Source organism: Micromonospora narathiwatensis, assembly GCF_900089605.1.
Classification (GTDB): domain Bacteria; phylum Actinomycetota; class Actinomycetes; order Mycobacteriales; family Micromonosporaceae; genus Micromonospora; species Micromonospora narathiwatensis.
Window position 1 is genome coordinate 1,999,539 of sequence record NZ_LT594324.1, and the last position, 24,413, is coordinate 2,023,951.

Sequence of the window (24,413 nt, forward strand, 5' to 3'; positions counted from 1 at the left end):
TCACGACGGGGAACCGCCGAGTTCCTTGTCCAGTGCGCTGAACAGTTCCTCGTCGGTCGCCGACTCCAGGTCGACGACGTCGTCGAGGTCCGCGCCGACCGGCCGTAGACCGTCCAGCCGGCGCAACAGGTCCCGCAGCCGGGTCTCCGCCCGGCGTCGTTCCGCCTCGTCCATCGCGGCCACCGCGAGCGCCGATTCCACCCGGTCCAGTTCGGCCAGTACGGACGTCGGCGGCGCCTGCTGCGCCGGCGCGACCTGCCCGGCGAGGTACTCCGCCACCGCCCCTGGGGTGGGATGGTCGAAGACCAGCGTGGCCGGCAGTTGCAGCCCGGTCGCCGTACGCAGCCGGTTGCGCAGTTCGACCGAGGTCAACGAGTCGAAGCCGAGGTCCTTGAAGGGCGAGCCCGCCGGCACCGAGGACGGGGAACCCTGCCCCAGCACCACCGCCACGTGACCGCGTACCAGGTCCAGCAGCAACCGGGGCCGCTCGCCGGCCGGCAGCGCGCCGAGCTGCTCGGCGAGCGACCGGCCGCCGACCACCTGTTCCTCGGCGGCGCGCCGGGCGGGGCTGCCCGCCAGGGTGGCGAGGACGGCGGGGAGGCGGGTCTGGTTTCGCAGGGTGGGCAGGTGCAGCTTGACCGGCACCAGATTGGCGTGGGTGTGGGTGAGAGCCACGTCGAGGAGCGCGAGCCCTTCCTCGGTTTCCAGGCCGAGGCTGCCGGCGCGGGCCATCCGCGCGCGGTCGACCTCGGTCAGATGCCCGGTCATGCCGGTCTTCTGCGTCCAGTAGCCCCACGCCGTGCTTGTCGCCGGCAATCCGAGATCCCGCCGATGTTGGGCGAGCGCGTCGAGGAACGCGTTGGCCGCCGCGTAGTTCGCCTGCCCCGGGGTGTCGATGGTCCCCGAGCTGGACGAGAAGAGGACGAAGTGGGTGAGGGGGCGGTTCCTGGTGGCCTTGTGGAGGTGCCAGGCGGTGTCGATTTTGGGGTCGAGGGTGGCGTGTAGTTGGGCGGGGGTGAGGTTGGTGAGGGTGGTGTCGTTGAGGGTGCCGGCGGTGTGGATGACGCCGGTGAGTGGGTGGCCGGTGTGGTCGATGTGGTCGATGATCTCGGCGAGTTGCGCCTCGTCGGTGGTGTCGCAGCGGCTGATGGTGATGGTGGCGCCGAGGCCGGTGAGCTGGTGGATGAGGGTGGGTGCGTGGGGGTGGTTCGGCCCTTGGCGGCTGAGTAGGTGGAGGTGGCGGGTGTCGTGGTGGGTGACGAGGTGGACGGCGGTGTGCTGGGCGAGGGTGCCGGTGCCGCCGGTGATGAGGGTGGTGCCGTGGTCGGCTGGTGCTGTTGGGAGGGTGAGGGCGATTTTGCCGGTGTGGCGGGCGTTGGCGAGGTAGCGGAAGGCGGTGGGGGCGTGGCGGATGTCGTAGGTGCGGGTGGGTAGGGGTGGGAGTGTGCCGTTTTGGAAGAGGGGTTGGAGGTGTTGGTAGAGGGTGGCGATGTGGTTTTCGCCGGGGTCCATGAGGTCGAAGGCTTGGTAGGTGGTGTGGGGGTGTTCGGTGGTCCATGTCTGTGGGTGGCGGATGTCGGTTTTGCCCATGTCGATGAGGCGTCCGCCTGGGGTGAGGAGGCGGCCGGAGGCGTTGAGGTGTTCGCCGGTGAGGCTGTTGAGGATGACGTCGATGCCGGGGGTGTGGGTGCGGTAGTGGTTTTCGAAGTCGAGGGTGCGGCTGTTGGCGATGTGTTCGGGGGTGATGCCGAGTTGGTGGAGGGTGGGCCATTTGGTGGGGTGGGCGGTGGTGTGGATGTGGGCGCCGAGGTGGCGGGCGAGGTGGATGGCGGCTTGGCCGACGCCGCCGGTGGCGGCGTGGATGAGGAGGTGTTCGCCGGGTTGGAGGTGGGCGAGGTCGTGGAGGGCGTGGTAGGCGGTGAGGTAGGCGATGGGTGCGGTGGCGGCTTGGGTGAGGGTCCAGCCGTCGGGGATGGGGGTGACGAGGCGGTGGTCGGTGGTGGCGGTGGGGCCGATGCCGTTGAAGAGGCCCATGACGTGTTGGCCGGGGTGGAGGTTGGTGACGGCGGTGCCGGTGTGGGTGATGGTGCCGGCGCCTTCGCCGCCGATGGGGCGGGGGTCGTTGACGATGCCGAGGGCGACGACGACGTCGCGGAAGTTGACTCCGCCGGTGTGGAGGCGGACGCGGACTTCGTGTGGTTGTAGGGGTGTGGTGTAGTCGGGGCAGTGGGTGAGGTTGAGGTTGTCCAGGCTGCCGCCGGAGGTGGTTTCCAGTCGCCAGGTGTCGCTGTCGGGTAGGGGCAGGCCGGCCGTGGTGTGGGCGGGTTGGAGGCGGGGGACGTGCAGGCGGCCGTCGCGGATCGCCAGTTGCGGCTCACCACACCCCACCGCCCGGCCGAGGACGGCCATGCTCTCCGCCTTCTCGTCCAGGTCCACCACGGTGATCCGGTCTGGGTGTTCGGCGAGGCCGGTGCGGAGCATGCCCCAGCACGCGGCGGCCGCCAGGTCGCTGATCCGGTCGTCCACCCCGGTGCTCACCGCACCCCGGGTCAGCACCACCAGCCGGCTGTCGGCCAGCGACTCCTCGGCCAGCCACTCCTGCAACACCCGCAGCAACGACTCGGTAGACCCGTGGGTGGCTGCCAGCATGTCCAACCCGTCGACCACCGGCCCGACGCCGGGCCAGGGCAGCACGACCGTCCGCGCCGCCGCGCCGGCCTCACCGAGCGCCGCCACCGTCGGGTACGCCGACACCGCCCCGAACGCCGCCGACCAGCGATCGACCGCGTCCGGGTCGTCGCTCAGCACCGCCACCGGGCCGACCTCGACGGGTTCCGTCGGCTCGACCGGCAGCCAGTCCACGTGCAGCAGCCACTGCGGATCCACCCGTACGCCGCCGCGTTCCGCATCCTCGACCGGCACCTCGCGCAGCACCAGTGACCGAGCGTCCAGCACGGGCTCGCCGGCCGGGTCGTAGACGACCAGCGCGGCCTGATCACCGCCCCGGCGTACCAGGTGTACGCGGACACTGGTCGCCCGAGTGGCGTGCAGCCGTACGCCGGACCAGACGAACGGCAGCTGCACCCGGCTCACGTCACCCTCGGCGGCGAGGGCCAGCACGTGCAACGTGGCGTCCAGCAGCGCCGGGTGTACGCCGTACCCGTCGACGTCGCCCCGGACCGGCTCCGGCAGCGCCACCTCGGCGTACAGGTCGTCACCCGTACGCCAGGCCCGACGCAGGCCCTGGAACGCCGGCCCGTACCGGTAACCCAGCTCGGCCAGCCACTCGTACACCCCGTCGACCGGCAGCGGGTCGGCACCCGCCGGTGGCCACTCGGTGCGGGTGGCGGGCGGCGCGGTGCTGGGTTCGACGGTGAGGGCGGCGGTGGCGTGGTGCGTCCAGGCCGTCTCGTCGGTGCGTCCCCGTGGACGCGAGTGGACGGTCACGCGACGACGGTCCTCCTCGTCCGGCGGGTCGAGGGTGACCTGCACGTCCGTCGGCTGCTCGGTGAGGAACAGCGGCTGGTGCAGGGTCAGCTCGTCGAGGTACCGGTGTCCCGTGCCGGCCCCCGCGTGCAGGGCGAGGTCCACGTACGCGGTCGCCGGCAGCAGGCAGCCGGCCGTGATGGCGTGGTCGACGAGCCACGGGTGGCTGCGGGTCGAGAGTTGTCCGGTGAGGAGGCGCTGGCCGGTGGGGGTGGCCAGCTGGCCGGTGAGCAGCGGATGCTGCGGCCCGTCCTGGCGCCGGTTGCGCCGCCCGGTGAGCCAGTACGGCTGGTGGTGGAACGGATAGGTGGGCGGGGCCGCGTGTGCCCGGGTCTCTGGGAGCAGGCGCGTCCAGGCGACGGCACGGGTGGTCCGGGTGTGCAGCAGCGCGGTGTTGGTGAGCAGGGTGTGCCAGGGGTCGGCGTCCCGGCGGAGGGTGTGCAGGGCGGTAACGTCGTCGACGGCGGGGGCGAGCAGGGGGTGCGGGCTGACCTCGACGAGGGTTCCGTGGTCGTCGGCGATCATCTGCTGGAGGGTCGGGTGGAAGTGGACCGGCTGGCGCAGGTTCGCCCACCAGTAGTCGGTGGTGAGGTCGGTGCCGGACAGTGTCCGCCGCCGGGTGCTGCTGTAGAAGGTGCTGCCATCGGCCTGCGGATCGACCGTGACGCTGGTGAGTTCCGCGTGGAGCGGGTCGACGTGGGGGCAGTGGCTGGCGTAGCTGACCGGGATGATCCTGGCCGTGAAACCCTGCCCGGTCAGCGCCTGGTGGGCAGCCTCGATGGCGTCGGGGGCACCGGAGAGTACGCAGTTCGTGGGGGCGTTGTGGGCCGCGAGGTGCAGCTCGGCGGCGTGCCCGGGGACCAGTCGCCCGAGCAGTGCGGGTAGCTCCTCCGGGGCCGGGCCGGTGACGGCGAGCATGCCGCCGGTGCCCTCGATGGAGGTGAGGGCCCGGCCGCGGTGGGCGATGAGTCGGGCGGCCTGGTCGAGGGTGAGGATGCCGGCAGCGTGGGCGGCGGTGATCTCTCCCTGGCTGTGGCCGATCACCCCGTCGGGCGTGATGCCGTGGTGCCGCCACAGGGCGGTCAGTGCCGTCGTGACGGCGAACAGGGTTGGCTGGACGACGTCGACCCGGTCCAGGCCGGCCGCGTCGGGTCGTTCCAGAACCACGCTGAGCAGTGACCAGTCGAGGTGCGGGCGCAGCGCCGCCTCAGTGCTGTCGATGCTGTTTCGGAAGGTCGGGGAGGTGCGGTAGAGCTGGTGGGCCATGGCCGGCCATTGGCTGCCCTGACCCGGGTAGATGAAGGCGACCCGCCCGCCGTCGCTCGCTTCGCCGATGGTCAGGTTCGGGTGCTCGGCCGCCTCGACCAGGGCGGTCAACGCCTCGCGTAGTTCGTCGAGGGTGCGGCCGAGGACCACCGCCCGGTGGGGGAACGTCGACCGGCCGGTGAGGGCGTGGGCGACGCCGACGAGGTCGAGGTCGTCCGTGTCGGTGGTCCAGTCGCGTAGGCGGCGGGCGTACTCCCGTAGGGCGGGCTCGGTTTTCGCGGAGAGGAGCCACGGCACCCACCCACCGCCGGGCAGGTCGGTCACCTCGTCCGGCACGTCCACGACGGGTACGGCGACCGAATCCGCCGGGGCCGGGAACTCCTCGATGATCAGGTGGGCGTTGGTGCCGCTCATCCCGAACGCCGACACCGCCGCCCGCCGCAGGTGCCCGTTCGGCTTCCAGTCGACCACCCGGTCGAGCAGCCGTACGTTGCCGCTGTCCCAGTCGACGTGCGGGGTGGGGGCGTCGATGTGCAGCGAGCGGGGCAGCATGCCCTGCTGCATGGCCACGACCATCTTGATCACGCCGGCCACCCCGGCGGCGGCCTGGGTGTGGCCGATGTTCGACTTGATCGACCCGAGCCACAACGGTTGGTCGTCCCGCCGGTGCTGTCCGTACGTGGCGAGGAGTGCCTGGGCCTCGATGGGGTCGCCGAGGGTGGTGCCGGTGCCGTGCGCCTCGACCGCGTCCACGTCGGCGGGGGTGAGGCGGGCGTTGGCCAGGGCCTGCCGGATGACGCGTTCCTGCGCCGGCCCGTTGGGTGCGGTGAGGCCGTTGCTGGCCCCGTCCTGGTTCACCGCCGAACCGCGGATGACGGCGAGGACCCGATGGCCGCGTTCCCGGGCCACGGAGAGCCGTTCCAGGAGCACCAGGCCGACGCCCTCGGCGAACCCGAACCCGTCCGCCGCAGCCGCGAACGGCTTGCACCGGCCGTCCGCCGACAGTCCCCGCTGCCGGCTGAACTCCACGAAGCCACCGGGCGTGGCCAGCACCGTCACCCCGCCCGCCAGGGCCAGGTCGCACTCGCCGTTACGGATCGCCTGCGCCGCCAGGTGCATCGCCACCAGCGACGACGAGCATGCCGTGTCCACGGTCATCGCCGGGCCCTCCAACCCCAGCGTGTACGCGATCCGGCCCGACGCCAGCGCGGTCGTCGCCCCGGTCATCAGGTAGCCCTCGTAGTCCTCCGGCACCTCGTCGAACCGGGGTCCGTAGTCGTTGTCGATGACCCCGGTGAAGACGCCCGTCGCGGTGCCGCGCAGGCCGGCCGGGTCGATGCCCGCCCGCTCCACGGCCTCCCACGCGGTCTCCAGCAGCAGGCGCTGCTGCGGGTCCATCGCCGCCGCCTCCCGGCCGTTGATGCCGAAGAAGGCCGCGTCGAAACCGGCGGCGTCGTCGAGGAACCCGCCGTGCCGGGTGTACGTGGTCCCCGGCGTGCCGGGGTCCGGGTGGTAGATGGCCTCGACGTCCCAGCCCCGTCCGTCCGGGAACTCGCTGATCGCGTCGCCCTCGGAGACCACCAGCTGCCACAGCTGCTCCGGTGAGCCGACGCCGCCCGGATAGCGGCAGGCCATCCCGACGATCGCCACCGGTTCGTCGACGGCGGCCACCCGGACCGGCGTCGTGGTACGGGCCGTCGGGACCCCGGAGACCAGCTCCCGCAGGTGGTCGACCACCGCCGTCGGGGTGGGATGGTCGAACACCAGGGTCGCCGGCAGCGCCAGGCCGGTGGCCGCGCCGATCCGGTTGCGCAGCTCGACGGCCGTGAGAGAGGTGAACCCGAGATCCTTGAACGCCTGCCCCGGGTCGACCGCCTCCGCCGACTCCAGCCCGGCCACCGTCGCCACGGCCCCCAGCACCAGGTCGTGCAGCGCTCTGCGCTGCTCGGCCGGAGGGCGGGCGGCGAGCCGCTGCGCGTACGTCAGCGGGCCGGCGTCGGCGGCGGCGTCCCGCAGCCCGGCGCGGAACAACCCGCGCAGCGGCGCGGGCACCGGGCCGGCCGGCTCGCTGACCCGTGCCGCGAGCAGCACCGCCGCGCCGGTGGCGAGGGCCAGGTCGAGCGGGCCCGACGCGGGTGCCGGAACGACACCGTCGGGCCGTGGCGCGTCGGCCGCCCCGCCGGACACGCTGACCGCGGCCAGCCCGTACGCCCGCCGGTGGTGGGCCAGCGCGTCGAGGAACGCGGCGTCGCCGCCCCGGGCGCTCGCCCCGACGGTGCCGAGCGTGCCGGCCACGTCGGAGAGGAGGACGAACGCCGCCAGGTCGAGCTGGCGGGTCGCCTCGTGCAGTGCCCACCCGGTCGCCGGGTCGCCCCCGGCGTGCAGCACGGCGGTGAGCGGGCGGGCCGGATCGACGGTGGCGAGCAGGTCGGCCAGGGCGCCGGGGTCGGTGGTGTCGCAGCCGGTGACGGTGACCTGGGCGTCGAGCCCGGTCAGCGCACCGACCGCCGGTGCCACGTCGACGGCGCCGGCCAGCAGCAGGTGCCGTACCCCGTGCCGGGTGATCAGGTCCCGCGCCGCCGCGACGGCCCGCGTGTCGCCGGTCACCAGGACCGTGCCGTCCGGGCCGAGGCCGGCGAGGTCCGGGCCGAGGCCGGCGGGGTCCGGGGCGCTGACGGTCGCGCGGACCAGCCGGGGCAGGAACACCGTGCCGGTGCGCAGGGCGAGCCGGGGTTCGCCGGCCGCGACGGCGGCGGCCACCGCCCGGTCCCGGACCGCCTCGCTCTCCGGATGCCCGTCGGTGTCGACCAGGACGATCCGGCCGGGCTCGGCGGCCTGCGCCGCGCCGGCGGCGCCCCACACGGCCGCCGCGGGCAGGTCGCGCGGGTCCTCGCCGGGCAGCGCCGCGACGGCGTGCCGGGTCAGCACCACCAGCGGCGGCCCGGCCGGGTCACCGACCGCCGCCTGGAGCAGCGCCACCGCCCGGTGCGCGGCACCTGCCGGATCGGCCAGCTCGGCCTCCGGTGTCCGGTACGACCAGATGGTGCCGGCGGCATCGGGCACCCCGGCGGACTCGGGCACCGGCCACCGCTCCCAGTCGAGGGCGTACAGCTCCGGCGCGGGACCGGTGGCGGTCAACCGGTCGACGGGCAGCGCCCCGGTGTCGAGCGCGGCGGTGAGCACCGGCTGACCGGTCGGGTCGTAGCCGGCGAGGGTGAACTGGCCGTCCCCGGTCGGCCGCAGCAGCACCCGTAGCGTGGTGGCGCCGGCGGCGAGCAGCCGCACCTCGGACCACCCGGTGACGGTCGGCACCGCGTCGGGCCGCCGGTCCCGCAGGTCGGCCAGCAGCGGGTGCAGGGCCGCCTCCAGCAGCGCCGGGTGCAGCGCGTGCTGCGCGGCCTCCGCCCGCTGTTCCTCGTCGAGACCGACCTCGAGGAACAGTCCGCCGTCCTGTCGCCAGGCCTCCCACAGGCAGCGCAGGGCCGGCCCGTGCCGGTAGCCCGCCGCGCCGAGCCGGGCGTACACCTCGGCGACGTCGACCGGTTCGGCGCCGGCCGGCGGCCAGACCGGCCCGACCGGCGGCGCGGCCGGCGCGGTGGTGCCGAGGACGCCGCCGCCGTGCCGGGTCCAGGCCGCGTCCGGCTCGCACTCCGCGTCCCGCGCGTGGATGGTCACGGTACGCCGGCCCGCGTCGTCGGCCTCCGCGACGGTGACCTGCACCTGCACGGCCCGGCCGTCCGGTACGGGCAGCGGCGCGGCCACGGTCAGTTCCGTGAGGTACGGGTGCCCGGTGCCGGTACCGGCGTGCAGCGCCAGGTCCAGGAAACCGCTCGCCGGCAGGAGTCGGGTCGCCAGTACCCGGTGGTCGTCGAGCCAACTGGTGCCGGCGGCGAGCCGCCCGGTGAGGACGGTGCCGCCCTCGGTGGCCAGGTCGAGCCGGCTGGTCAGCACGGCGTGCCGGGTGGGGTGCAGCCCCAGGTCGGCGGGGCTGGTCCGGTGGGTGTCGGACAGCCAGTGCCGGGTGGACTGGAACGGGTAGGTGGGCAGGTCGAGGTGGGGGTGGCCGCCGGCCGGGCGGGCGTCCAGCGTCGCGGCGGCCGCGAGCAGGGTACGCGGGCCGGGCCGGTCCTTGTGCAGGCCGGACACCGCGACGACCTCGCCCAGCGTCTGCTGGTGCAGCGCGGTGAGCGTCCCGTCCGGTCCGAGTTCGACGAAGGTACGGACGCCGTGTTGGTTGTGGAGGGTGGTGATGCCGTTGGCGTAGTGGACGGGGGCGAGGATGTGTTCCACCCAGTAGTCGGGGTTGGTGAGTTGTTCGGTGGTGGCGAGTTGTCCGGTGACGTTGCTGATGACGGGCAGGGTGGGTGCCTGGTAGGTGAGCCCGGCGGCGACGGTGTGGAATTCGTCGGTGATGGCGGTCATGTGGGGTGAGTGGAAGGCGTGGCTGACCTGGAGTGCGGTGGTTTTGCGTCCTTGCTCGCGCCAGCGGGCGGCGAGTTGTTCGCATACGTGTCGGTCGCCGCTGATGACGGTGGTGTGTGGGGTGTTGACGGCGGCGATGGTGACGCCGTCGTGGCCGGCGATCAATTCGTCGGCTTCGTCTCGGGTGGCTTGGAGGGCGGTCATGGCGCCGGGGGTGGTGATGCTGTTCATGAGTCGGGCTCGGGTGGTGACGAGGTGGGCGGCGTCGGTGAGGGTGAGGACTCCGGCGAGGTGGGCGGCGGTGATTTCGCCGAGGGAGTGTCCGGTGAGGTGGTCGGGTTTGAGGCCGAGTTGGGTGGTGGCGACCTGGTGCAGGGCGATGTGGAGGGCGAACAGTGCGGGTTGGGTGTAGGCGGTGGTGTTCAGTAGTGCCGCGTGGTCGGTGCCCGGCTCGGAGAAAACCACGTCTTGGAGGCGGTGTTCGAGGTGCGGGTTCAACGCCTCGCACGTCTGGTCGAACGCCTGTCGGTAGGTGGGGTTGGTGGCGTACAGGTCGGCGCCCATGCCCGGGTACTGGCTGCCCTGACCGGTGAAACAGAAGGCGATCCGGCCGGGATCGCCGGTGCTGCCGCTGACGACGACGGGATGCGGTCGCCCCTCGGCGAGCGCGGCCAGCGCGGCGGCGAACTCGTCGCGGGTACGGGCCACCAGCACGGCGCGATGCGGGAAGCGGGGCCGCCGGGCGAGCGTGTCCCCGACCTCGGCCGGCGTCACGTCCGCCCCGTGGTCGGCCAGCCACCCGCCCAGCCGCCCGGCGTACGCGCGCAGCGCCGGCTCGGTCTTCGCCGACAGCACCCACGACACCCACCCGTCCCACGGGTCGACGTTCGGCGTGGCGGCCGGCTCCGTCGCGGGTGGTTCCTCAAGGATCACGTGCGCGTTCGTTCCGCTGACACCGAACGACGACACCGCTCCGCGCCGTGGGTGTCCGTTCCGTCGCCACTCGACGGCCTTGTCGAGGAGGCGGACGTTGCCGGCGTCCCAGTCCACGTGCGGGGTGGGGGCGTCGATGTGCAGCGACCGGGGCAGCAGGTCGTGCTGGAGTGCGAGGACCATCTTGATGATGCCGGCGGCGCCGGCGGCTGCCTGGGTGTGGCCGATGTTCGACTTGATCGAGCCCAACCACAAGGGCTGGTCGTCGCGTCGGTCCTGTCCGTAGGTGGCGAGGAGTGCTTGGGCTTCGATGGGGTCGCCGAGGGTGGTGCCGGTGCCGTGGGCCTCGACGGCGTCGACGTCCGCCGGGTTCAGGCGGGCGTTGGCCAGGGCCTGGCGGATGACGCGTTCCTGGGACGGTCCGTTCGGGGCGGTGAGGCCGTTGCTGGCCCCGTCCTGGTTGACCGCCGAACCTCGTACGACGGCGAGGACGCGGTGACCGCGTTCCCGCGCGGTGGAGAGGCGTTCCAGCAGCAGCAGGCCGACGCCCTCGCCCCAGCCGGTGCCGTCGGCGGCGGCGGCGAACGGCTTGCACCGCCCGTCGGGGGCGAGTCCGCGCTGGCGGCTGAACTCGATGAGCATGCCGGGGGTGGCCATGACGGTGACCCCGCCGGCGAGGGCCAGGTCGCACTCGCCGTTGCGGATGGCCTGCGCCGCGAGATGCATGGCGACCAGCGACGAGGAGCAGGCGGTGTCCACCGTGACCGCCGGCCCCTCCAACCCCAACAGGTACGCGATCCGCCCGGACGCCACGCTCGTCGTGTTGCCGGTCAGCATGAACCCCTCGTACGCCTCCGGCGCCTCGTGCATCCGGGGCCCGTACTCGTCGAAGGCCAGGCCGGTGAAGACACCGGTGGCGCTGCCGCGCAGCGTGGTGGGGTCGATGCCGGCCCGTTCGATGCTCTCCCAGGCGGCCTCGAGCAGCAGCCGTTGCTGCGGGTCCATCGCGGTCGCCTCGCGCGGGCTGATCCCGAAGAAGGCGGCGTCGAAGTCGGTGGCCCCGGCGATGAACCCGGCCTCCCGGGCGTACGTGGTGCCGGCGTGCTCCGGGCGCGGATCGTAGAGCCGCTCCAACCGCCAACCACGGTCGGTCGGGAACTCCCCGATCGCGTCCCGGCCCGAGGCCAGCAGCTCCCACAACTCCTCCGGGTCGCTGACCCCACCCGGATAGCGGCACGCCATCCCCACGATTGCGATCGGCTCGTCGGCGGCCGTGGCCGGCAGCACCCGCGTCGCTGGGGCCGGTTGCCCGGCTCGGCCCGGCAGCCGGCCGGCGAGGTACTCCACGACGGCCGCTGGGGTGGGGTGGTCGAAGACCAGCGTGGCCGGCAGTTGCAGGTCGGTGACCGTGCTCAGCCGGTTGCGCAGTTCGACCGAGGTCAACGAGTCGAACCCGAGGTCGCGGAAGGCCCGCCCGAGCTGGATGGACTCGGCCGTCGCGTGGCCGAGCACGACCGCCACCGTCGTACGCAGCAGATCCTCCAGCGCCGCCCGCCGATCGTCCGCCCCGAGCCCGGTCAGGCGGTCCATCAGGGACGCCCCGGCGTCGTCCCCGTACCCGGAGACCGCGCGCCGGGTGGGCGCGCCGGCGAGGGCGGTGAGGATGGCGGGAACGTGGGGTTGGTTGCGCAGCGTGGGGCGGTGGAGTTTGACGGGGGCGAGGGCGGGGTGGGTGTGGGTCAGAGCCGCGTCGAGGAGGGCCATGCCCTCGTCCGTGTCGAGTCCGAGGCTGCCGGCCCGCGCCATCCGCGCCCGGTCCACCTCGGTCAGGTGCGCGGTCATCGTGCTGGTGTCGTTCCAGTAACCCCAGGCCAGCGCGGTCGCCGGTAGCCCGTCGGCGCGCCGGTACTCCGCCAGCGCGTCCAGGAAGGTGTTCGCGGCCGCGTACCCGGCCTGTCCACCGGTGCCCAGGGTCCCGGCGAACGCCGAGAAGAGGACGAAGTGGGTGAGGGGGCGGTTCCTGGTGGCCTTGTGGAGGTGCCAGGCGGTGTCGACCTTGGGAGCGAGGGTGGTGTGGAGGTTCGACGGGGTGAGGTTGGTGAGGGTGGTGTCGTTGAGGGTGCCGGCGGTGTGGATGACGCCGGTGAGTGGGTGGCCGGTGTGGTCGATGTGGTCGATGATCTCGGCGAGTTGCGCCTCGTCGGTGGTGTCGCAGCGGCTGATGGTGATGGTGGCGCCGAGGCCGGTGAGCTGGTGGATGAGGGTGGGTGCGTGGGGGTGGTTCGGCCCTTGGCGGCTGAGTAGGTGGAGGTGGCGGGTGTCGTGGTGGGTGACGAGGTGGGCGGCGGTGTGCTGGGCGAGGGTGCCGGTGCCGCCGGTGATGAGGGTGGTGCCGTGGTCGGCTGGTGCTGTTGGGAGGGTGAGGGCGATTTTGCCGGTGTGGCGGGCGTTGGCGAGGTAGCGGAAGGCGGTGGGGGCGTGGCGGATGTCGTAGGTGCGGGTGGGTAGGGGTGGGAGTGTGCCGTTTTGGAAGAGGGGTTGGAGGTGTTGGTAGAGGGTGGCGATGTGGTTTTCGCCGGGGTCCATGAGGTCGAAGGCTTGGTAGGTGGTGTGGGGGTGTTCGGTGGTCCATGTCTGTGGGTGGCGGATGTCGGTTTTGCCCATGTCGATGAGGCGTCCGCCTGGGGTGAGGAGGCGGCCGGAGGCGTTGAGGTGTTCGCCGGTGAGGCTGTTGAGGATGACGTCGATGCCGGGGGTGTGGGTGCGGTAGTGGTTTTCGAAGTCGAGGGTGCGGCTGTTGGCGATGTGTTCGGGGGTGATGCCGAGTTGGTGGAGGGTGGGCCATTTGGTGGGGTGGGCGGTGGTGTGGATGTGGGCGCCGAGGTGGCGGGCGAGGTGGATGGCGGCTTGGCCGACGCCGCCGGTGGCGGCGTGGATGAGGAGGTGTTCGCCGGGTTGGAGGTGGGCGAGGTCGTGGAGGGCGTGGTAGGCGGTGAGGTAGGCGATGGGTGCGGTGGCGGCTTGGGTGAGGGTCCAGCCGTCGGGGATGGGGGTGACGAGGCGGTGGTCGGTGGTGGCGGTGGGGCCGATGCCGTTGAAGAGGCCCATGACGTGTTGGCCGGGGTGGAGGTTGGTGACGGCGGTGCCGGTGTGGGTGATGGTGCCGGCGCCTTCGCCGCCGATGGGGCGGGGGTCGTTGACGATGCCGAGGGCGACGACGACGTCGCGGAAGTTGACTCCGCCGGTGTGGAGGCGGACGCGGACTTCGTGTGGTTGTAGGGGTGTGGTGTAGTCGGGGCAGTGGGTGAGGTTGAGGTTGTCCAGGCTGCCGCCGGAGGTGGTTTCCAGTCGCCAGGTGTCGCTGTCGGGTAGGGGCAGGCCGGCCGTGGTGTGGGCGGGTTGGAGGCGGGGGACGTGCAGGCGGCCGTCGCGGATCGCCAGTTGCGGCTCACCACACCCCACCGCCCGGGTCAGCAGTTCGGACACGTCGTCGACAGCGGTCGCGTCGAGGTCGACGATGGTGATCCGGTCCGGGTGCTCGGTCTGGCTGGAACGCACCAGCCCCCAGCAGGCGGCCCCGGCCAGGTCGCTGATCCGGTCGTCCACCCCGGTGCTCACCGCACCCCGGGTCAGCACCACCAGCCGGCTGTCGGCCAGCGACTCCTCGGCCAGCCACTCCTGCAACACCCGCAGCAGCGACTCCGTCAACCGGTGCGTCGCCCCCGGCACATCGCCGTCGGCCGCCGGCTCCGCCTCGCCGCCGGGGGTCCAGCACGGCACCACCACGGCCTCCGCGCCGACGGCGCGTACGCTCCGCACCGAGTCGGCGATCCGCGCCGCCGGAAGGGTACGGCGCAGCAGGCCGGCGGTGGTCTCGTCGACGCCGATCGCGGCGAGGCCGATCGTCTCCGGAGGTTCCCCCGCCGTCTCGACACCGGGAAGGACGGGCCAGTCCACGTGCAGCAGCCACTGCGGATCCAGCCGTGGCGCGGCCGGCCCGCCGGCCCGGCGCGGTATCTCCCGCAGCACCAGCGACCGGGCCTCCAACACCGGCTGCCCGGCGGGGTCGTGCACGGCCAGCTCGGCGCGGTCGGACGCGGCGCGGGACAGGCGTACCCGCAGCGACGTGGCCCCGGTGGCGTACAGGCGCACCCCGGACCAGACGAACGGCAGCCAGACGCCGTCCCGCACGTCGTCGGTCACCCCCAGGACGTGCAACGCCGCGTCCAGCAACGCCGGGTGTACGCCGAACCGGTCGACGTCGGCGCGTACGCCCTCCGGCAGGGTCACCTCCGCGTAGAGGTCGTCACCCGAGCGCCACGCCCGACGCAGGCCCTGGAACGCCGGCCCGTACTGGTAGCCCAGTCCCGCCAACTCGTCGTACAGGCCGGCCACGTCCAGCGGCACGGCCCCGGCCGGCGGCCACGCGGTCGGCCGGTCCGCCGCCCCGGTCGCGGTGGCGGTGGTCAGCCGGCCCGCGGCGTTCATCGTCCAGGCCGCGTCGGTCTCCCCGGCCGGGCGGGAGTGCACCTCCACCGCCCGCTGCCCGTCCGTCGGTTCGGCGAGGACGACCTGCACCTCCACGGCACCGTCCGCCGGCAGCTCCAGCGGGCTGTGCAGGGTCAATTCCTCCAGGTACGGATGCCCGCCGGCCAACCCGGCGTGCAGCGTCATGTCGATCAGGGCGGTGGCGGGCAGCAGGCACCGGTCGGCGATGGTGTGGTCCACCAGCCACGGATGGGTGCCCGGCGACAGCCGCCCGGTGAGGACGGTGCGGGCGTCGGTGGCCAGGTCGAGCCGCCCGCCGAGCAGCGGGTGGGTGCTCGGCCGCAGCCCGAGGTCGCCTGGGCGGGCGGCGGCCCCGCCTCCGGTCACCAGCCAGTGCCGGGTGTGCTGGAACGGGTAGGTGGGCAGGTCCAGGTGGGCACCGGCGTCGGCGGGCCGGCCGCCGACGATGGCGGCGGCCGCGAGGAGGGTGTGCTGGTGTGGCCGCTTGCGGTGCAGGGTGGGAACGGCCACCACGTCGTTCAACGTCTGCTGGTGCAGCGCGGTGAGCGTCCCGTCCGGTCCGAGTTCGACGAAGGTGCGGACGCCGTGTTGGTTGTGGAGGGTGGTGATGCCGTTGGCGTAGTGGACGGGGGCGAGGATGTGTTCCACCCAGTAGTCGGGGTTGGTGAGTTGTTCGGTGGTGGCGAGTTGTCCGGTGACGTTGCTGATGACGGGCAGGGTGGGTGCCTGGTAGGTGAGCCCGGCGGCGACGGTGTGGAATTCGTCGGTGATGGCGTTCATGTGGGGTGAGTGGAAGGCGTGGCTGACCTGGAGTGCGGTGGTTTTGCGTCCTTGCTCGCGCCAGCGGGCGGCGAGTTGTTCGCATACGTCTCGGTCGCCGCTGATGACGGTGGTGTGTGGGGTGTTGACGGCGGCGATGGTGACGCCGTCGTGGCCGGCGATCAATTCGTCGGCTTCGTCTCGGGTGGCTTGGAGGGCGGTCATGGCGCCGGGGGTGGTGATGCTGTTCATGAGTCGGGCTCGGGTGGTGACGAGGTGGGCGGCGTCGGTGAGGGTGAGGACTCCGGCGAGGTGGGCGGCGGTGATTTCGCCGAGGGAGTGTCCGGTGAGGTGGTCGGGTTTGAGGCCGAGTTGGGTGGTGGCGACCTGGTGCAGGGCGATGTGGAGGGCGAAGAGTGCGGGCTGGGTGTAGGCGGTGGTGTTCAGTAGTGCCGCGTGGTCGGTGCCTGGCTCGGAGAAAACCACGTCTTGGAGGCGGTGTTCGAGGTGGGGGTTCAATGCCTCGCACGCCTGGTCGAACGCCTGTCGGTAGGTGGGGTTGGTGGCGTACAGGTCGGCGCCCATGCCCGGGTATTGGCTGCCCTGGCCGGTGAAACAGAAGGCCACCTTGCCGGGCTGGTCCACCGCGCTCGTGTGCAGGTGCGGGTGCGGCTCGCCGTTGGCCAGCGCGGTCAGCGCCGCGGTGAAGTCCTCGCCGCCGGCGGCCGTGACCACCGCCCGGTGCGCGAACCGGGCACGCCGGGCCAGCGCCGCCGCGACCGTGGCCGGCGCGACGTCCGAATGCTCGGCCAGCCAGGCCGCCAGGCGGGCGGCGTGGTCGCGGAGCGCGGCCTCGGTCCTGGCCGACAACTGCCACGACGCCCACCCGTCCCACGGGTCGACGGTCGGCCCGGTGGCTTCCGCCGGTGGCGCCTCTTCGAGGATGACGTGGGCGTTGGTGCCGCTGATGCCGAACGAGGACACCCCGGCCCGGCGCGGCTGCCCGCCCGGTGCCCAGTCCACCGCCCGGTCGAGCAGCCGTACGTTGCCGCTGTCCCAGTCGACGTGCGGGGTGGGGGCGTCGATGTGCAGCGAGCGGGGCAACGTGCCGTGCCGCATCGCCAGGACCATTTTGATCACGCCGGCGATACCGGCGGCGGCCTGGGCGTGGCCGAGGTTCGATTTGATCGACCCGAGCCAGAGCGGTTGGTCGTCCCGCCGCTGCTGCCCGTACGTGGCGAGCAGCGCCTGGGCTTCGATGGGGTCGCCGAGGGTGGTGCCGGTGCCGTGGGCCTCGACCGCGTCCACGTCGGCGGGGGTGAGCCGGGCGTTGGCCAGGGCCTGCCGGATCACCCGTTCCTGCGCCGGCCCGTTCGGTGCGGAGAGTTGGCTGCTGGTGCCGTCCTGGTTCAGCGCCGACCCGCGGACCACCGCCAGGATCGGGTGCCCGAGCCGGCGTGCCCGGGACAGCCGTTCCACCAGCACCAGGCCGACGCCCTCGCCCCACCCGGTGCCGTCGGCCGTGGCCGCGAACGGCTTGCACCGCCCGTCGGCGGCCAACCCCCGCTGCCGGGCGAACTCGACGAAGTTGTCCGGTGTGGTCATCACCGCCACACCGCCCGCGAGGGCCAGGTCGCACTCCCCGTTGCGGATGGCCTGGCCGGCCAGGTGCAGCGCCACCAGCGACGACGAGCAGGCGGTGTCCACCGTGACCGCCGGCCCCTCCAGCCCCAGCACGTACGCCACCCGCCCGGACACCACGCTGGACGTGTTGCCGGTGAGCAGGTAGCCCTCGATCCCCTCCGGTGCCTGGTGCCGTTCGTGCAGCCGGGGCCCGTAGTCCTGAGCGACCACTCCGGTGAAGACGCCGGTGCTGGTGCCGCGCAGCGTGGTGGGGTCGATGCCGGCCCGTTCGATACTCTCCCAGGCGGCCTCCAGCAGCAGCCGTTGCTGCGGATCGGTGGCCAACGCCTCCCTGGGGCTGATCGCGAAGAAGCCGGGGTCGAAGTCACCCGCGTCGTAGAGGAAGCCGCCCTCCCGGGTGTACGTGGTGCCCGGCGTGTCCGGGTCCGGGTCGTAGAGGGCGGTCAGGTCCCAGCCCCGGTCGGTGGGGAACCCGCCGACCGCGTCGGTGCCGGAGGCCAGCAGTTGCCACAACTCCTCAGGGGAGGTGACCCCGCCCGGGTAGCGGCAGGCCATCCCGATGATCGCGATCGGCTCCCGGGCGCGTTCCTCGACCTCCTGCAGGCGCTGGCGGGTCTGGTACAGGTCCGCGGTGGCCCGCTTGAGGTACGCGACCAGCTTTTCCTCATTCGCCATCCGTGGCCACCTCACCGGTGAGATCGAGCTGCGTGAGTTCAACGTCCAGGTCCTGGTCGAGCAGGTGGAAGAGCTCCTCCGGCGTGGCCGAGAGGATGTCGCCGGCGAGCGTCGGCCCCGGCTGCACGCCGGTGAGCTGGTGCAGGAGTCCTTGAAGGCGGGTGACCAGGGCGTCCCGTCCGTCCGAGGCGTCGCCGTTCAGGGCCCGTACCGCCGTCTCCAGCCGGTCCAGTTCTGCCAGGGCCAACTCCGCCGGGTCGGGTTGCCGCGGCGTCAGCTGGTCCCGCAGGTACGCGGCCAGCGCGACCGGAGTCGGGTGGTCGAAGACGACGGTGGCGGGCAGCGGCAGACCGGTGAGCCGGCTGAGCTGGTTGCGGAACTCCAACGCGGTCAGCGAGTTGAGACCGAGTTCGAGGAAGCCCCGGTTCTCCCCGATCCGCGCGGTGTCGGCATGCCCGAGCGCCTTCGCCAACTGCCCGCGGATCAGCTCCGTAAGCGTGCGCTGCTGCTCGGTGCCGTCCTGGTCGCGTAGCAGGGGGGCCCACTGCGTGGTGGCGGCGGCGGTGGTTTTGGTGGGTTGGGTGAGGTGGGTGGGGAGGTTGGTGGGGTTGAGGTGGGCGGTGATGGGGGTGGGGTTGGTGGTGGTGAGGGCGGTGTTGAGGAGGGTGAGGGCGTGGGGGGTGGTGAGGGGGGTGATGCCGGTGTTGTGGAGGCGTTGGAGGTCGGTGGTGTGGAGGTGGGCGGTGAGGGTGCTGGTGTGGGTCCAGTAGCCCCAGTTGAGGCTGGTGGCGGGTTGTTGGTGTTGGTGGCGGTGTTGGGCGAGGGCGTTTTGGAAGGTGTTGGCGGCGGCGTAGTTGGCTTGGCCGGGTGTGCCGAGGGTGGCGGCGATGGAGGAGTAGAGGAGGAAGTGGGTGAGGGGGTGGTGGTGGGTGAGGGTGTGGAGGTGCCAGGTGGCGTCGGTTTTGGGGTTGAGGGTGGTGTGGAGTTGGTGGGGGGTGAGGTTGGTGAGGGTGGCGTCGTGGAGGGTGCCTGCGGTGTGGATGACTGCGGTGAGGGGGTGGTTGGTGTGGTCGATGTGGTTGATGACGTTGTGGAGTTGGTTGCGGTTGGTGGTGTCGCAGGTGGTGATGGTGATGGTTGCGCCGAGGCTGGTGAGGTGGTGGATGAGGTGGGGGGTGTCGGGGTGGTGGGGGCCTTGTCGGCTGATGAGGTGGAGTTGTTTGACGTTGTGGTGGGCTATCAGGTGGTTGGCGGTGTGTTGGGCGAGGGTGCCGGTGCCGCCGGTGATGAGGGTGGTGCCGTTCGGGTCGAACGGTCGGGGTGTTGGCTCGGCGGCCGCGCCGGGATGGCTGCGCGGTGACGGTGTGTCGGGGGTGAGGTGGGCGGCGTGCGGCGTGCCTGTCCGGAGGGCCAGTTGTGGGTGACCGCTGGTGACGGCGGCAGCGAGTGCGTTGAGGCTTCGCGGGGTGTGGTCGGTGTCGAGGAGGGTGATGCGGTCGGGGTGTTCGGTTTGGGCGGTGCGGACGAGTCCCCAGCAGGTGGCGGCGGGCAGGTTGGTGAGCTGGTCGTCTGCTCTGGTGCTGATCGCGCCGGTGGTGAGGACGGTCAGCCGGGCGCCGGTGAGGGCCGGCTGGGTGAGGAAGGCTTGCAGGGTGTGCAGGAGTTGTTCGGTGGTCTGGTGCACGGCCGCGGGCACGTCGACGTCGTCGTCGGCGATGTGGTCGGGCAGCGGGACGACGACCTGTGCGGGGGCTGCGATTTCGCCGTCGGCGACGGCATGCTGAACAGCACCCAGGTCGGGGTAGCAGGGCAGATCCCAGCCGGGCACCGGGCCGCCGACCGTCACCCACCCCTGCATCGTGGCCGGAACGGCGGGCAGTGCGACCGGCACCCAGTCCAGCCGCCACACCTGTCCCCGTGCGGTGGCCTGCCCCGGCAGGTCGTCCACCGGCACCGGCCGGAACTCCACCCTCGCCACCGACAGCACCGGCGACCCGGTCCCGTCCACCACGACCAGCGAGCACCCGTCCGTACCGTCGCGGCGTAGCCGGACCCGAAGGTCGGTGGCTCCCGCCGCGTGCAGCCGTACGCCCGACCAGGCCATCGGCAGCGTCACCGTGCCCTTGCCAACGGTGCCGTCCGGCGTGACGAGCCGCAGCGCGGCGTCCAGCAGCGTCGGGTGCAGGACGTGACCGTCCGCGCCGTCGACGCGTACCTCTGCGGCGAACTCCCCGTCGCGCTGCCAGCCGGCGACCAGGCGGTCGACGCCCAGCTCCCAACCGTCCGCCGCCGCCCGGTCCCGCAACGCAACCAGGTCGACGGCGGCCCACCCCGGCGGCGGCCAGGCGGCCCGCGTGTCGCGGGCCGGCGCGTCCGACGAGGAGAGCAGGCCGGTGGCGTGCCGGCTCCAGACCACCTCTGCTTCGGCGCTGTCGTCCGTCGTCCCCACGTGGATCGTGATCGGCCGTCGGCCGGATTCGTCGGCGGCGGTCACGGTCACCTGGACCCGTACGTGTCCCCGCTGTGGCGGCGCCATCGGCTCCCGCACGGTCAGCTCGTCGACCTGGTCGCACCCCACCTGGTCCGCCGCGTGCAGCGCCAGGTCGAGCATGACGGTCGGCGGCAGCAGCACCGTGCCTCGCAGCCGGTACTCGGCGAGCCAGGTCTGCTCGCCGACGCCCAGTCGGCCGGTCAGCACGACGTCCGACGTACCGGCCAGTTCGAGGGCCGCCGGCAGGATCGGGTGCGGGCTGGGCCGGAGTCCGAGGTGGTGGGTGTCGGTGGCCGGGCTCGCGTTGAGCCAGTAGTGCCGCCGTTCGAAGGGGTAGGTCGGTGGGGTTGCGGGTGTCGTGGCTGCCGGGAGCAGGTGGGTCCAGGTGATGGGGTGGGTGGTGTGGGTGTGTAGGTGGGCGGTGTTGGTGAGGAGGGTGTGCCAGGGGTCGGTGTCGCGGCGGAGGGTGTGGCAGACGGTGGTCGACTGGGCGTCGATGGTGGCGGCGAGTAGGGGGTGTGGGCTGATTTCGATGAGGGTGTGGTGTCCGTCGGCGGCCAGTTGTTTGAGCGTCGGGTGGAAGTGGACGGGCTGCCGCAGGTTCTGCCACCAGTAGTCGGTGGTCAGTTCCGTGCCCTGGACGGTCCGCTGCCTGGTGCTGCTGTAGAACGCGATGTCGTTCGGCAGGGGGTTGGTGGTGACAGCGCGCAACTCGGATTCGAGCGGGTCGACGTGGGGGCAGTGGCTGGCGTAGCTGACCGGGATGATCCGTGCGGTCAGTCCGTGGTTGGTGAGTGCTGTGTGGGCGGCGTGGATGGCGGTTGTGGTGCCGGAGAGTACGCAGGTGGTGGGTGCGTTGTGGGCGGCGAGGTGGAGTTCGGCGGTGTGTTCGGGGACGAGTCGGGCCAGCAGGTCGGGTAGTTCTTCGGGGGTGGGGCCGGTGATGGCGAGCATGCCGCCGGTGCCTTCGATGGTGGTGAGTGCTTTTGCGCGGTGGGTGATGAGGTGGGTGGCCTGGTCGAGGGTGAGGATGCCGCTGGTGTGGGCGGCGGTGATTTCGCCTTGGGAGTGGCCGATGACTGCCTGCGGAGTGATGCCGTGGTGCTGCCACAGTGCGGTGAGTGCGGTGCTGATCGCGAACAAGAGCGGTTGGACGACGTCGACCCGGTCGAGGCTGGCTGCGGTGGGCCGTTGCAGGACGATGTCGAGTAGTGACCAGTCGACGTGTTCGCGTAGGGCGGTGTGGGTGGCCTGGATGCTGTGGCGGAAGACGGTGGAGGTGCGGTAGAGGGTGTGGGCCATGGTGGGCCATTGGCTGCCCTGTCCGGGGTAGATGAACGCGATTTTTCCGCTGTCGTGGGCTTCGCCGACGTTCAGGTTGTCGTGTTCGACGCCGTCGACCAGCGCGGTCAGTGCCTCGCGTATTTCGTTGGCGGTGCGGCCGAGGACGACGGCCCGGTGGGGGAATGAGGTACGCCCGGCGAGGGCGTGGGCGACGCCGACGAGGTCGAGGTCGTCCGTGTTGGTGGTCCAGTCGCGTAGGCGGCGGGCGTACTCCCGTAGGGCGGGCTCGGTTTTCGCGGACAGCAGCCAGGGCACCCACCCGCCACCGGGCAGGTCCGTCAGCCCCGCACCGTCCGACACGGGGATCGTCGTCGCGGCGTTTGATGATGTCGCACCGGGCACGGCCTCGTCTGCCGGGTTGCCGGCCTGCACGGCCGCCGTCTTCAAGACCGGCGCGACATCGGCCAGCGGCACCAGGTCGGCGACCGGCGAGGTCGGCGGCGGCGAGTCGGCGGCTGCCTCTTCGAGGATGACATGGGCGTTGGTGCCGCTGATGCCGAAGGAGGAGATGGCGGCCCGCCGGGGCAGCCCGTTCGGCTTCCACTCGACGGCCTTGTCGAGGAGGCGGACGTTGCCGGCGTCCCAGTCCACGTGCGGGGTGGGGGCGTCGATGTGCAGCGACCGGGGCAGCAGGTCGTGCTGGAGTGCGAGGACCATCTTGATGATGCCGGCGGCGCCGGCGGCTGCCTGGGTGTGGCCGATGTTCGACTTGATCGAGCCCAACCACAAGGGCTGGTCGTCGCGTCGGTCCTGTCCGTAGGTGGCGAGGAGTGCTTGGGCTTCGATGGGGTCGCCGAGGGTGGTGCCGGTGCCGTGGGCCTCGACGGCGTCGACGTCCGCCGGGTTCAGGCGGGCGTTGGCCAGGGCCTGGCGGATGACGCGTTCCTGGGACGGTCCGTTCGGGGCGGTGAGGCCGTTGCTGGCCCCGTCCTGGTTGACCGCCGAACCGCGAAGGACGGCCAGGACTTGGTGACCGCGCTCCCGCGCCGCTGACTGCCGTTCCAGCAGCAGCAGGCCGACGCCCTCGCCCCAGCCGGTGCCGTCGGCGGCGGCGGCGAACGGCTTGCACCGCCCGTCCGGTGCCAGGCCCCGCTGCCGGCTGAACTCGACCAGCACCGTGGGGGTCGCCATCACCGTGACCCCGCCGGCGAGGGCCAGGTCGCACTCCCCGTTGCGGATGGCCTGCGCCGCCAGGTGCATAGCCACCAGCGACGAAGAACAGGCGGTGTCCACGGTGACCGCCGGCCCCTCCAACCCCAGGGTGTACGCGATCCGACCCGAGGCGACGCTGCTGATGCTCCCGGTCAACAGGTGGCCCTCGAAACCCTCCGGCGCCCGCTGGATCCGCCCTCCGTAGTCGTCGTACATCACCCCTGTGAAGACGCCGGTCGAGGTGCCGCGCAGGCTGGTCGGGTCGACGCCGGCCCGCTCGACGCACTCCCACGCCGTCTCCAGGAGCAGCCGCTGCTGCGGATCCATCGCCGTCGCCTCACGCGGGCTGATCCCGAAGAACTCCGCGTCGAACCGGGCCGCCTCGTACAGGAAGCCGCCGTGCCGGGTGTACGTCGTCCCGGTGCGTTCCGGATCTGGGTCGTAGAGACCGGCCAGATCCCAGCCGCGGTCCTCCGGAAACCCGCCGATCGCGTCACCGTCGTTGACCACCAGTTCCCACAACTGCTCCGGGCTGCTCACCCCGCCCGGGTAGCGGCAGGCCATCCCCACGATCACCACCGGGTCGTCCAGCGGCGTCGCCGGCGTAGGCGCGACTGCCGTCCGCTCCACCCCTTCCGGTACGGCGGAGAGCCGGGCCAGCAGTTGACCGACCACCGCAGTGGGGGTGGGGTGGTCGAAGACCAGCGTGGCCGGCAGCCGCAGACCCGTCGCGGTGCTCAGCCGGTTCCTCAGCTCCACCGACACCAGCGAGTCGAACCCCAGCTCCTTGAAAGCCCGGTCCAGCGGTACGGCCGACGCGGCCGGCAGGGCGAGCACCGTGGCCACGGCGTTCCGCACCAGTTCGCGTACCGCCTCCTCGCGGGCCGGCTTCGGGAGGCCGGCGACCTGCTCCCGCCACCGGCCCGTGGACGCGGTGGTTTTGGTGGGTTGGGTGAGGTGGGTGGGGAGGTTGGTGGGGTTGAGGTGGGCGGTGATGGGGGTGGGGTTGGTGGTGGTGAGGGCGGTGTTGAGGAGGGTGAGGGCGTGGGGGGTGGTGAGGGGGGTGATGCCGGTGTTGTGGAGGCGTTGGAGGTCGGTGGTGTGGAGGTGGGCGGTGAGGGTGCTGGTGTGGGTCCAGTAGCCCCAGTTGAGGCTGGTGGCGGGTTGTTGGTGTTGGTGGCGGTGTTGGGCGAGGGCGTTTTGGAAGGTGTTGGCGGCGGCGTAGTTGGCTTGGCCGGGTGTGCCGAGGGTGGCGGCGATGGAGGAGTAGAGGAGGAAGTGGGTGAGGGGGTGGTGGTGGGTGAGGGTGTGGAGGTGCCAGGTGGCGTCGGTTTTGGGGTTGAGGGTGGTGTGGAGTTGGTGGGGGGTGAGGTTGGTGAGGGTGGCGTCGTGGAGGGTGCCTGCGGTGTGGATGACTGCGGTGAGGGGGTGGTTGGTGTGGTCGATGTGGTTGATGACGTTGTGGAGTTGGTTGCGGTTGGTGGTGTCGCAGGTGGTGATGGTGATGGTTGCGCCGAGGCTGGTGAGGTGGTGGATGAGGTGGGGGGTGTCGGGGTGGTGGGGGCCTTGTCGGCTGATGAGGTGGAGTTGTTTGACGTTGTGGTGGGCTATCAGGTGGTTGGCGGTGTGTTGGGCGAGGGTGCCGGTGCCGCCGGTGATGAGGGTGGTGCCGTTCGGGTCGAAGGGCTGAGCCGTCGGTGAGGTGGTGTCGGGTACCAGGTGAGCGGTGTGG

2 protein-coding genes (1 of these 2 only partly in view) are annotated in these 24,413 nt (G+C 72.2%); both read right to left on the reverse strand.

The features are described 5' to 3' along the window. Positions 1 to 17,694 (reverse strand): type I polyketide synthase, encoded by a 17,694-nt coding sequence (locus GA0070621_RS08820; RefSeq protein WP_091193187.1) that lies wholly within the window; start codon positions 17,692 to 17,694, stop codon positions 1 to 3. Next, positions 17,684 to 24,413, reverse strand: partial view of a type I polyketide synthase gene (locus tag GA0070621_RS08825; RefSeq protein ID WP_091193190.1) — the 3' end only. Its footprint extends 7,130 nt past the window's final position; the window shows 6,730 of its 13,860 coding nt (coding positions 7,131-13,860); the start codon falls outside the window, past its right edge; its stop codon occupies positions 17,684 to 17,686. The genes GA0070621_RS08820 and GA0070621_RS08825 overlap by 11 nt, the downstream gene beginning before the upstream one ends.